Below are 12052 nucleotides of genomic sequence, written 5' to 3' on the forward strand. Positions count from 1 at the left end.
TCGCCAAGCTCGTCCGGCACCTCCGGCAGTAGCTCCTCGCCAAGCTCAACCAGCACTTCGCCAAGCTCGTCGGGCAGTACTGGCAGCAGCAGTGGAATGACCGGCGGTTCCGGCAGCTCAAGCAGCAGCTCTAGCCCAAGCTCTTCCGGATCGTCCACGACTGGTTCTGGTAGCGGCTCCGGCACTTCCGGCAGCGGAAGCTCCAGCACCAGCAAGTAAGCCGTAAGCAATACGCAGTACTGGCAGTACGACAAAAGGCCGCCGGCGATCAGACGCCGGCGGCCTTGTTATTTGCTTTGGGTAAGCAAGTGAAGTTCGGAATGCGGGCCGTTCCGGCCGGGTTGCGATGCACCTTCCTGCGCTCGGGATGCTGCACGCGAAATAATATAATTCTCATGCCTTGATTTTGCGAAAGCCGTGACTATGTTGGGATTCCGGTATATCGAAAAGCGGAGAAGAAATGCAAACGCTACATTGCAATGTGGGAAAGTGGAAGGCCGAAGCCCAAGTGCAGGAAGTCGAAAATGGCAATAAGCTGATGGCCGTGATTCTGGTGACCGACCAGGATGGAAACAGCCTCGGTGAGTCGAAGCACACCATGGTATTCGATCACAAGCAAGGTGCGGATACCCTTGAAGAAACCAGGACTGTCGTAAAGGAACTGCTGTATTCACGCTATGGCGCGTAAGTGTATGCAAGCATACATAAGGCCTTGACGAGCGGCACCTGAATTAACTTTCGCACAATTAAATGCTGTACATGAAAAAGCTGCGCATGAATATTCATGTGCAGCTTTTTTGTTTTCAGCGGTGCTGCGGTTACTTGATGGTGGGCGGCATTTCGAACGTATGGAATGGCGCCGGGCTCGGCACTGTTCATTCGAGTCTTTCGGCACCTTCCCAGGGATTGGTCGGTGCGGGTTGGCCGCCTTTGAGATTGGGAAGGACTACGGCGAACTGGTAGTAGGCCTGGCTAATTCGAAGCCGAACGCGCCGATCGACGCGATTATGTTGAAGTCCGTAAACTGTACAGGATAATCGACGTAGCGCCGAGGCATCCCCGCCAGGCCAGGGAAGTGCATCGGGAAAAAAAGGTGATGTTGAGTGTGATCATCAATGCCCAGAAGTGAATCTTGCCACGCGTTTCGTTGTACATGTGGCCGGTCCACTTCGGAGCCCAGTAGTAGTATCCCGCGAAGATCGCAAACAGCGATCCGGCGACCAGCACGTAGTGGATATGCGCAATCACATATTAGGTATCGTGCACCTGGATATCGATCGGCGCGACCGCGTGGATCATATCAATCCGGAGAAGCCGCCGAGGGAAAACACGAAGATGAAGCCGATTGCCCACAGCATCGGCGTCTCGAAGGTCAGCGATCCTTTCCACATCGTTGCGATCCAGTTGAACACTTTTACGCCGGTCGGCACCGCCACCAGCATGGTGGTGTACATAAAGAATAGCTGGCTTGTCACCGGCATGCCGGTGGCGAACATATGGTGCGCCCACACGATGAACGACAGGATGGCGATCGCCGCCGCGGCGTACACCATCGATGCATAGCCGAATAGCGGCTTGCGCGAGAATGCCGGGACGATCTGAGACACGATGCCGAAAGCCGGCAGGATCATGATGTAGACCTCCGGATGGCCGAAGAACCAGAAGATATGCTGGAACAGCACCGGATCACCACTGCCTGCGGCGTTGAAGAAGGTCGTGCCGAAGTGTAGGTCGGTCAGCAGCATCGTGATGGCGGCGGCCAGCACAGGCATGACCGCGATCAGCAGATAGGCGGTGATCAGCCAGGTCCAGCAGAATCGCTGCAGGCACCAGCAGCCAGAACGAGAAGTTGTTCATGCGCGCGAATGCCATATCGGATGCGCTCACCTGAAGCGGAATCATCCAGTTCGCAAAGCCGACGAAGGCCGGCATGATGGCGCCGAACACCATGATCAGGCCATGCATCGTCACCATCCGGTTATAGAACTCCGGCTGGATGAGCTGGATGCCAGGCTGGAACAGTTCCGCACGGATCAGCATTGCCATGAAGCCGCCGGTGAGCAGCATCACAAGCGAGAACTAGAGATAGAGCGTACCGATGTCTTTGTGATTGGTGGCATACAGCCACCTTCGCCACCCATGCGGGTGATCATGTGCATGATCGTGGCCGTGCGCATGCGGAACGCCGGGCGCGTGGGCATAGCCATGGATGACGTGCGGAGGGGCGCTCATGGGAATCTCCGGATTGATGCGGGCAGGGCGTGGATGCTGGCTTGTGTATTGACGGGAAACCACCGGCGCTTACCGGCGGTTCGGGTGTGAGCATTTTGAAAACTGCGTATGCAAAAAATTCGGCGGGCCCGGCAAGAAGTTTTTCGGGCCGCCGGCGATTCAGGTTGCGGCGCGCTTGTTTGCTTCCGTAATGGTCCAGAAGTAGATGGTCTTGTTGCCGACCTTCTCGACTTTTTCAGGCGGCCATTCGGCGCCCATATCGAAGTCATGCGAGACCACGCGTGTGCCGACCTTCAATTGCTTCCACAGCTGGGGACGGAGGCGCTGGTTGACGTCAGGCAGCAGGTAGAGGGTCACCACGGTGGCATCGGCAAAGTTAGCCTTGAACAGATCGCCTTCCATGAATTTCACGCGATCGGTCACGCCGGCCTGTTTGGCATTGGCTTCCGCTTCCGAGATGCGTTGCGGATTCAGGTCGATGCCGACACCGCGCGCCCCGCGTTCCTTGGCGGCGGTAATCACGATGCGGCCATCGCCGCAACCCAGGTCGTACAGCACATCGCCTTTCTTGACCTTGGCCAGGTCGAGCATCTTGTCGACCACCGGTTGCGGCGTCGGTACGTAAGGTACGTCCGGCCGCCGGGCTGGTTCGGCCTGCGAGAACGCTGGTTTGGAGGGCAGGAAAAATGCGAGTGTGATCAGGAATAACGCGATACCGTGGAGGAAGGCGGGCCGCATCAAGGAGCGTGTGCGGGCGCGCGTACGGGTGTTCATAGGTTTCTCCTTAACGATTTGGTGGAAACGACGGACTGCTTGGGGGGAACACGAGGTGCGCGGATCAGCATCAGCAGGACAACGCCGACTGCAAGCACGGCCACGCCGATCCAGGCGGCATTGAGTCCGCCGAGGGATTGGCTGTATACATAGGACAGGCTGGACCACAGCATGTATGCGCACATGGCGCAGAACAGGACGGGCAGCAGTGGAAACAGCGGCACCTTGAACGGACGTTCGGTATTCGGCTCCCGCACTCTCAGCACGAACAAGGAGATGCCCGACAGCAGGAAGAACAGCCAGAATACCGGCGCGGTGAATTCCACCATCGATTTGAAGCCGCTGCCGGTCCAGGCGCCGATCGCCACCAGAAGCAGCGCCGCCGCGCATTGCACCCACAATGCATTGACTGGCGTGCCGCGTGCCGCGTCCCAGCGTCCGAGCAGGGACAATACCGGCCAGTCCCGGCCGGCGGCATAACTGGTGCGGGCGCCGACGATCAGCGTGGCATTGATGGAGGTAACGGCGGCGATCGCGATCATTACCGAAATGATTTTTTCGCCCGGGGATCCGAAAGCCATGCGCAGCAGGTCGGCCGCCAGCGCTTCCGACTTGGCCATGCCTTCGATGCCCAGGCCCTTCCAGTACGCCCAGGTCACCAGCAGGTAGAGTAGGGTGATGATGAGGATGGACGTCACCAATGCCCTTACCATGTTGCGTCTGGCGTCCTTGAGTTCGGCGCTGATGTAGGCCGCTTCATTCCAGCCGCCGAAGGTCAGCAGCACAAATACCATCGCCAGGCCGAACGAACCGCCGCCCGGCGATGCCGCCGCCTGCGGCGCCGGTGCGGCTGCTGCCGTCCCGTTGCCGACCAGGAAAATTGCCGCCACCACGATCAGCAGGAGCCCGCCCACTTCGATCATCGTCAGCCAGCTTTGCGTCGACGCGCCGGCCTTGATACCGCGAATATTGACCAGCGAAAGAACAATGATCGCCGCAGCGCCATACAATGCCGAGCCCCATGCCGGCTCGAGCGCCGCCAGGGGCAGCACCTGGCTCAGGTAGTCACCAAATACGAATCCGAGCAAGGCGATCGACCCGGTCGAGATGACGGAAAAACGCGCCCACGCGAACAGAAAGGACACTGAACTGCCATAGGCGCGGCGAAGAAAATGATAATCGCCCCCGGCGCTGGAGTAAGCGGTGGCCAGTTCCGCATAGCACAGCGCTCCGATGATCGACATGATGCCGCCGAGAATCCATGCGCCGAACATCCATGTCGCATCTCCCGTCATTCCCGCTACCATCGCCGGCGCCTTGAAAATGCCGGCCCCGATGACGACACCGACGATCAGTGCGATGGCCGAACCCAGCCCGAGTACTTCGCGCGGCGCAGCTTCTTCAATTATTAATGGAGCACCGGATGGCTGGCCGGTGTCGTTGGCGGAATACTGCGGCTGCTTGTTCATCGCTTCAGGCTCATCATGGAACGCTCCTGTTCACATTGCGGCGGTTCTGCGGCGGTATGTTGCAAGCGGTGGTTCGAGTCCGTGACGGAAAGCGCAGGCAGAAAGCCTGCGTCCTCCGCAGGCAGATATCAATCCTGGCTAACGGAATGGAGGAGCAGACCAAAGGCGTTTCGGCCTGTCACGCGAAGGTTGCGATTTGATATCGATTAAAAAGTTTCGCTTATCGATATCTGTTTCAAGTTCTGTCAAGGAATTCGATGGCGGCGTATTCCGCCTCGGCGCTACCTTGGAGCAGTTCTGCGACGTCGCTGAAACTAAAAGAATAGGAGTATCTGCCGCAGCATTGCCATGACGACTCAATCATTTGAAATCGGAAAGCATTTCCGCGGGACAAGTGATGCGACACCGATAAAAACCGCGCCTTCGGGAAATGCATACTTCTTGTTTTAAAGCAGAGAATGCAAGGCAATATCCTCTAAGCTTCCTGTATTTCCCGTCGGAACCTTTCCCGCCGGATGCCATCTGATTCTCGCTCACTATCTTTTATTACATAGCAAATCATCATGGAAAATACCGTACTTGCATCTCTGCCAAAGGAATGGCAAAGCTGGATCCTTGACAACCTTGCCCGCGGCTGCGAGCCGACCGCGATGGGCGAGATCATGGTACGGGACGGGCATTTCGACAACCGCCTGGCACACGCGGCAATTGAAGAGGCGCGACACAGCAGCCGGGCGACCGTCGCAGTACGGCAGCCCATGCCGGAAATCGACACATCGGCCAACACCATTCATGCGCTCGACCGGTCGGTGCAAGTGCTGTTCACCTTGAAGACACCGCGTATCGTCCTGCTCGGCAATGTCGTGAGCGACGAGGAGTGCGATGCCCTGTGCGCCTTCGCGCAGAGCCGGCTGACGCGTTCGCCGGTGGTCGGCGACGAGGACGGCTCGACCAAGGTGCATGCGGAGCGCACCAGCCGCGGTGCGATGCTGGCCCGAGGGGAGACGGAACTCGTCGCCCGCATCGACGCGCGCCTGGGCGCACTCGCGAACTGGCCGGTCGACCATGCGGAAGGACTGCAGGTGGTCCACTATGAAAAAGGGAATGAATACCGGCCGCATTTCGACTGGTTCGATCCAACCATGCCGGGGCCGCGCAAGCACATGGAGCACGGCGGGCAGCGGGTCGGGACCTTCGTGGTGTATCTCAGCGACGTGGAGCAGGGTGGCGGTACCGCCTTTCCCGGCCTTGGACTGGAAGTGCAACCGCGCAAGGGGAACGCGGTTTTCTTTGCGAACACGAATGCGTTCGGCGAGCCGGACAAGCAAACGCTTCACGCCGGCAGTCCGGTAGTGCGCGGCGTGAAGTTCATTGCCAACAAGTGGCTGCGACAGCATACGTACTAGGTCCGGATGCATCGGTCCGGTTGGATCGGACCGGCTACATCACTGCTTGTCTTTCTGCGCCTGTATCTGCTCCCGCAATTGTTCCGGGCTGGCCTGCGTATAGTCCTTGTTGATCTCCAGTTTCACAAGCGACTCCAGGTTCGGTCCGATCAACTTGCGCAGGATGCCGAGAAACTGCGGCGACGCCACCAATGAAAGCTGCTGGAAGCGGCCTTCCTGGTGCGCTTTCTTTAAATACTCCGCGACGTCCCGCGCAAATAATTCCATCTGGTGCTCGTCCGGTGTCTGATTGGGTTCGTAGGATTTATTCGGTAGCGGCGCCCCGGTGTTATGCGAACTCTTCGTGGCGGCAGTCGGGCCGATCTTGTCCGACTCGGTTTCCGCCGTGCGCAGGCGCAGAGCCTCATTGACCATATCGTTGATTTCTTCCAGGGGTTCCGACATTTGCGCCTGGGAGAAAAATCTTGCCCGGCTGCCATTCGCGGAAAGAATCCAGTTTGCGTCCATGTTGTCCTCGTTAAAGCATTGGAAAGAAAGTTCTGATGCGCGAACCATCAGAATGTTCCAGCTATCGGTCCCGGCGTTCATTTCGCGAGGTCGACTCCGCGATCACCCGGAACGGGCGATCGCGGAGTAGGGCGCAGCCTGCCGTCGGATGCCACGAATTCTCCCCAAGGTATTCATAACCGTTCAGTGCGGCCGTCACACACGGAATGGGGCACCTCATGCTCGACCACGACGCCTGTGTGATCGAAGACTTTCCAGATTCAGTTCGCTGTCCGGATTTGGTATCGCCACTCCCGTAATCCCAGGTCCGGTTTCTCCTTCGCGCAAGGATAGTGAGAAACAACAAAGCATGTTTCAGCAAACGGAACCATCATCTTGCGGAAATTGCCAAAGTCACAGACTGTTACATCTTCGGTTTATTGCCGGATATCATCAAAGAAAGAAGTCATGCACTTCAGGTCATTCCGCTTCTCACTGCGTATCATCCTGCCGCTCGCACTTGTGCTTGCCCTGTTTGCCTTTGCCGTCGTGCCGCTGGTTGAAAATCTCACGCTGCGATGGTCGATCCGCGATCTCGACGCGCGTTCGCAGCTACTCGCATCCACATTGCAGGAACCGTTGATCGACTATGTGCCGCAGAATGCCGCAACGAAAATCAATCGACTGTTCGATCGTGCGATACAGGACGAACGGCTATATGCGCTTGCTTTCTGCAACCCGGATAACGTCCTCAAGTACAAGACCGCGACGTATCCGGAATCCATCGGGTGCGGCAGCGCGCGCGTCGCGTCTGAGCTCTACCAGACCACCATGAAGTTGCCCCAGGGTTCGCTGCACATCACGGAAAGTCCACTGATATCAGACGCGGGCCAGATTGGTAAATTGATCCTGGTGCACGACATGGGATTTATCGCACGACGGGATGCGGACACCAGGAAGTATGTATTGGCGCTGTTTGCATTGATGGCGGTCGTGATTTCGCTGATCACGATGGTGGTGGCTCACCTCAGCTGGCGACGCTGGATCGACGCGGTAAAGGGACTGCTTCGCGGCGGGCTGGCCCAGCGCAGCAACCTGCCGCAGGTCGTGGCGGTCTCCCCGGCAGGATCGTCACAGACGCCCCCCGAGATCCGCCCGCTGGAAGTCGATCTGCGCGCACTGATGTACGAGTACAACATCGACCGCCGCAACCGCGACGACGCGGCACATTTGTGGACGCCGGACAAATTGCGGCAACTCCTGCGGGAGGAACTCGCCGGCGACGAAGTGCTGGTGGTGTCGAATCGCGAACCGTACATGCATGTGCATACCCGCAACGGCGTCGAGGTCAGGCGCCCCGCCAGCGGGCTGGTGACCGCAGTGGAGCCGGTGATGCGCGCCTGTTCCGGCACCTGGATCGCGCATGGCAGTGGCAGCGCCGACCGCGAGTCGGTCGACCGCAACGACCGCGTGCCGGTCCCGCCTGCCAATCCGAGCTACACCTTGCGCCGCGTCTGGCTGACGAAGGAAGAGGAGGAGGGGTATTACTACGGCTTCGCGAATGAAGGATTGTGGCCGCTATGCCATATCGCGCACGTTCGCCCGGTCTTCCGATCTGCGGATTGGGAAATGTATGAGGCGGTCAACCAGCGTTTCGCCGACGCGGTGATCAGGGAAGCACGCACTGACGATCCGGTGGTGCTGGTGCAGGATTATCACTTTGCGCTACTGCCGCGCATGGTGCGCGACGTACTGCCCAAGGCAACCATCATTACCTTCTGGCATATACCCTGGCCGAATCCCGAATCGTTCGGGATCTGCCCGTGGCGCGAGGAAATCCTGGAAGGGCTCCTGGGAAGCACGATTCTCGGCTTTCACACGCAGTTCCATTGCAAGAACTTCCTTGAAACCGTCGACCGCTATCTGGAAACACGCATCGAACACGAAACCTCGACCGTATCCTACGGGGGCAAACTGACGCAGGTGGAGAACTATCCGATTTCCATCGCGTGGCCGGAGGACAGCGTGCATTCGGACGTGGCCGAAAGCCGTCATTCCGTGCGCACCGAACTTGGGCTGCCGCCCGACCGCCTGCTGGGCGTCGGTGTCGATCGGCTCGACTATACCAAGGGCATCATCGAGCGCTTCCAGGCAGTGGAAAGAATGCTGGAACAATATCCGGACATGGTCGGCAGGTTCACCATGGTGCAGATCGCGGCACCCACGCGGACCTCGCTGGACGAGTACCAGAACCTCGAGAACCGCGTGCGCACGCTGGTACAGAAAATCAACAAGCGTTTCTCGACCGGCAGCTACGAGCCGATCATTTTGAAGACCGAACATCACGACACCGATCAGGTCAACCGGTACTACCGGGCGGCCGACGTATGCCTTGTCACCAGCCTGCACGACGGCATGAATCTTGTCGCCAAGGAATTCATTGCCGCCCGCGATGACGAGCGTGGTGTGCTGGTGCTCTCGCAGTTCACCGGTGCTGCGCGGGAACTTCACGAAGCGTTGATCGTCAACCCCTATCACATAGAACAAAGCGCCGATGCCATTTACCGCGCGCTGACGATGCCGGAGGTTGAGCAGCGGGAACGGATGCGCAGCATGCGCCTGCTGGTCAAGGATTTCAATATCTACCGCTGGGCCGGCCGTATGCTGCTGGATGCGTCCCGGCTGCGCCGCCGCGAACGGATCACCACCAAGATCCGCTCGCACAGCCGCAAATCCTTGCGTCGCGTGGTTTGAGCAAAACGTTTTACACCATGATCCCATTGTTTTCAGAACAGGGGCTGGAGCGACTTGAGCGCATCGTCAGGCCCGGTCTTCTTTGCGCATTCGATTTCGACGGTACGCTTGCGCCCATCGTGCGCGATCCCGATCAGGCGCGCCTGTCCGCAGACATGGCGCGACGCCTCAATGAACTGGCCGCGCTTGCGCCGGTCGCCATCATCACGGGACGCTCGCTTGACGATATTCGCTCACGCCTTTCCTTCTCGCCCGACTACCTGATCGGCAATCACGGTATCGAAGGCATGCCTGGCTGGGAACAGTCGGCACAGTCTTACAAGGACATGTGCGGAAGGTGGCGGCGGCAGGTCGGTGACGCGCTGTCTGCAGGCAACGGAATTGGTGACGGCATCCTGCTTGAAGACAAGCGCTATTCCCTGTCGGTGCATTTCCGGAATGCGGCGGATCCCGCAAGCGCAAGTGCCCGGCTGCAGCGGATTTTTGCGCAATTGCAGCCTCCGCCCCGCATCGTCGACGGAAAATTTGTTTTCAACCTGCTTCCGCCGGATGCGGCGGACAAGGGCAGCGCATTGCAGCAGCTCATCGCCCGCACCGGCGCCAGCGGCGTGGTGTATGCGGGCGACGATGTCACCGATGAGGATGTCTTCCGCGTGCGGCGACCCGATTTGTTATCGGTCCGCGTGGAGCAAAACACCGGCAGCGCTGCGGAATTTTTCCTGCCGCGTTTCGACGATATGATGCAATTGCTGGATGCATTGACCGCGCGGCTGCGTGCACTCGGCGCGACGAATCCGAATCGGCTGAGACCGGCGGCAAATCATTGACGCTTGATTCTGGACGCATCGTCGCGTGCGGTGATCACGCCTCGTTCAGCGCTTTTACGAAGGTGCAATGTCGCACGAACCCATAACGCGATAACGACCACGATACCCGGAGCATGAATAATCTTGATCTTGGACTGATAGGCAATTGCCGCACCAGTGCGCTGGTCGACCGGAACGGCGCCATCGTCTGGTGGTGCTATCCCTTCTTCGACAGCGATCCGGTCTGCTGTTCCCTGCTCAAGGGGGAGCAACCGGAAGCGCCGTTCGGCATGATCGATGTCAGGCTCGACGGCGCGGCAGATGTAGAACAGTCCTATGAGCGCAATTCCGCCATCCTCAGAACCCGCATCAGCGACACATCGGGCAACGCGATCGACATCATCGACTTCGCGCCGCGCTTTCATCTGCACGGCAGACTGTTCGCTCCGTCCATGCTGGTCCGTATCGTCAGGCCGGTCGCAGGGCGCCCACGGATCACGTTGCGTGTGCGGCCCGGCGTTGATTACGGCAGCCGGCAGGCGGAACTGCGCTGCGGCGCTCACCATATCTCCTACTCCTGCATGGCGCAGGCAATGCGCGTCACCACCGATGCATCGGTATCCGCCATCTGCGTCGAGAAGCCGTTCTTTCTCCAGGAAAGCGTAACGCTGTTGATGGGGCCGGACGAGACGGTCGATGGATCGCCGAGCGAAGTCGGCCGGTCATTTTATGAAAAGACCCAGGCTTACTGGCACCGGTGGGTGCGCACGCTGGCTATTCCTTTCGAATGGCAGGACGTGGTGATCCGCGCTGCCATCACGCTCAAGCTCAATGCCTTCGACGATACCGGCGCCATCGTGGCAGCGGTCACCACCTCCATCCCTGAAGCGCCGCACAGCGCCCGCAACTGGGACTATCGCTATTGCTGGCTGCGCGACGCCTACTTCGTCGTCAACGCATTGAACCGCCTCGGCGCTACCGGCACGATGGAGCAGTATCTCGACTACATCCTCAACATCATTGCGGATACGCGCGATTCGCCGCTGCAGCCGGTGTACGGCATCCGGCGGGAAGCCGCACTCGACGAACGCGATGCGCCCGGCTTGTCGGGCTATCGCGGCATGGGGCCGGTACGCGTCGGCAACCAGGCATACAACCAGATACAGAACGACGTCTTCGGTGAAGCGGTCCTGGCCAGTACCCATGCCTTCTTCGACTCCCGCCTCGAACGGCCGGCGGGGCGCCATATGTTCAAGGACCTCGAACGGCTGGGCGAGGAAGCGGTGCGCAATTACAACGTACCCGACGCCGGGTTGTGGGAACTGCGTGGCTCCAAGCGCGTGCATACGTTTTCCAGCATCATGTGCTGGGCCGCCTGCGACCGCCTGGCGACAATCGCCGCCAGGCTGCGGCTGCAGGACAGGTCGACATACTGGCGCAAGCATGCATCGCACATCCACAAGGCGATCTGCGACGCCGCCTGGAATCCGAAAATGAACAGCTTCGTCTCGACGTTCGACGGCGACCGTCTCGATGCAAGCCTGCTGCTGATGGCGGAATTCCAATTCCTGGCACCTACCGATCCGCGGTTCGCAGGGACGGTCCGCGCCATCGAAGAACATCTTCGGCGGGGTGATTTCCTGTTGCGCTACGACGAGGAAGACGACTTCGGCAAACCGGAAACCGCGTTCCTGGTCTGCACCCAATGGTGGATACTCGCGCTCGCCCAACTGGGCGAGAACGAAAGGGCGCGCGAACTGTTCGAGAAGGTACTATCAAGGCGAAATCACCTAGGGCTTCTCTCGGAGGATGTCGCGCCGGACACCGGGGAACTGTGGGGGAATTTTCCGCAGACGTACAGCATGGTGGGTTTGATACAGTGTGCGGCGAGGTTGAGTATTTCCTGGGACGATGCGTATTGAGCGGGATGCGGGCGAGTCATGTCAGCAAACTGGAATTTTTTATTCTGCGGCGGCCCGGAGGATGCATTTCAATTTCGAAAGGCATAGCCAGAGCATTTCTACATTCTCCCGTTGCAGTGTGAATCAATTTTACGACCCTACGAGAGAAGGACAAGGCAGATGTGGAAGCCATTTTGAATTGAGTTACGTTGGCGCATAGAGGC

The 12052-nt window shown here is 59.0% G+C and carries 11 protein-coding genes and 1 pseudogene; 5 read left to right on the top strand and 7 right to left on the bottom strand.

The annotated features are described in order from the left end of the window. Nucleotides 1-230, bottom strand: a 230-nt coding sequence (locus V7080_RS16890; RefSeq protein ID WP_334189562.1) for a hypothetical protein, incomplete at its 3' end; no start/stop codon positions are given. Nucleotides 231-460: 230 nt separating this feature from the next. Between V7080_RS16890 and V7080_RS16895 the strand changes: the two genes are divergently transcribed. Then, the gene (locus tag V7080_RS16895) at nucleotides 461-688 is read left to right on the top strand and encodes a hypothetical protein (RefSeq protein ID WP_334189563.1); all 228 of its coding nucleotides are present in this window, start codon (nucleotides 461-463) and stop codon (nucleotides 686-688) included. On the opposite strand, the gene V7080_RS16900 is transcribed toward V7080_RS16895, so the two are convergent. The 5 genes and pseudogenes from V7080_RS16900 to V7080_RS16915 all read right to left on the bottom strand — a co-directional run bounded on the left by V7080_RS16900 (nucleotide 676) and on the right by V7080_RS16915 (nucleotide 4475). Beyond that, nucleotides 676-879, bottom strand: coding sequence for a hypothetical protein (locus V7080_RS16900; RefSeq protein WP_334189564.1), 204 nt, complete (start codon nucleotides 877-879; stop codon nucleotides 676-678). The genes V7080_RS16895 and V7080_RS16900 overlap by 13 nt on opposite strands. Then, a pseudogene (locus V7080_RS16905) lies at nucleotides 876-2067 on the bottom strand (cbb3-type cytochrome c oxidase subunit I). Before V7080_RS16905 ends, V7080_RS16900 begins: the two are co-directional and overlap by 4 nt. Nucleotides 2068-2079: 12 nt before the next feature. Next, nucleotides 2080-2232, bottom strand: coding sequence for a hypothetical protein (locus V7080_RS25425; RefSeq protein WP_442947243.1), 153 nt, complete (start codon nucleotides 2230-2232; stop codon nucleotides 2080-2082). 159 nt (nucleotides 2233-2391) lie between these two features. After that, nucleotides 2392-3006 (bottom strand): SAM-dependent methyltransferase, encoded by a 615-nt coding sequence (locus tag V7080_RS16910; protein ID WP_334189565.1) that lies wholly within the window; start codon nucleotides 3004-3006, stop codon nucleotides 2392-2394. Next, nucleotides 3003-4475, bottom strand: coding sequence for an APC family permease (locus V7080_RS16915; protein ID WP_334189566.1), 1473 nt, complete (start codon nucleotides 4473-4475; stop codon nucleotides 3003-3005). Before V7080_RS16915 ends, V7080_RS16910 begins: the two co-directional genes overlap by 4 nt. A gap of 563 nt (nucleotides 4476-5038) precedes the next feature. On the opposite strand from V7080_RS16915, the gene V7080_RS16920 reads away from it, so the two are divergent. After that, the gene (locus V7080_RS16920) at nucleotides 5039-5881 is read left to right on the top strand and encodes a 2OG-Fe(II) oxygenase (RefSeq protein WP_334189567.1); all 843 of its coding nucleotides are present in this window, start codon (nucleotides 5039-5041) and stop codon (nucleotides 5879-5881) included. A gap of 39 nt (nucleotides 5882-5920) precedes the next feature. Here V7080_RS16920 and V7080_RS16925 read toward each other — a convergent pair whose 3' ends face one another. Continuing rightward, a complete protein-coding gene (locus tag V7080_RS16925) occupies nucleotides 5921-6388 on the bottom strand; it encodes a host attachment protein (RefSeq protein WP_334189568.1) in 468 nt (155 codons plus the stop codon). Between the two features lie 447 nt (nucleotides 6389-6835). Between V7080_RS16925 and V7080_RS16930 the strand changes: the two genes are divergently transcribed. From V7080_RS16930 to V7080_RS16940, 3 genes are all read left to right on the top strand, one after another. Next, a complete protein-coding gene (locus V7080_RS16930; protein WP_334189569.1) occupies nucleotides 6836-9121 on the top strand; it encodes an alpha,alpha-trehalose-phosphate synthase (UDP-forming) in 2286 nt (761 codons plus the stop codon). Nucleotides 9122-9138: 17 nt separating this feature from the next. Further along, on the top strand, nucleotides 9139-9948 hold the full coding sequence (otsB, locus tag V7080_RS16935) for a trehalose-phosphatase (RefSeq protein WP_334189570.1): 810 nt from the start codon (nucleotides 9139-9141) through the stop codon (nucleotides 9946-9948). Between the two features lie 113 nt (nucleotides 9949-10061). Further along, entirely contained in the window at nucleotides 10062-11849 is a 1788-nt protein-coding gene (locus tag V7080_RS16940) for a glycoside hydrolase family 15 protein (protein WP_334189571.1), read from the top strand. The last annotated feature ends 203 nt before the right edge of the window (nucleotides 11850-12052 follow it).

It is taken from the genome of Noviherbaspirillum sp. (assembly GCF_036846085.1).
Taxonomy (GTDB): Bacteria; Pseudomonadota; Gammaproteobacteria; order Burkholderiales; family Burkholderiaceae_D; genus Noviherbaspirillum.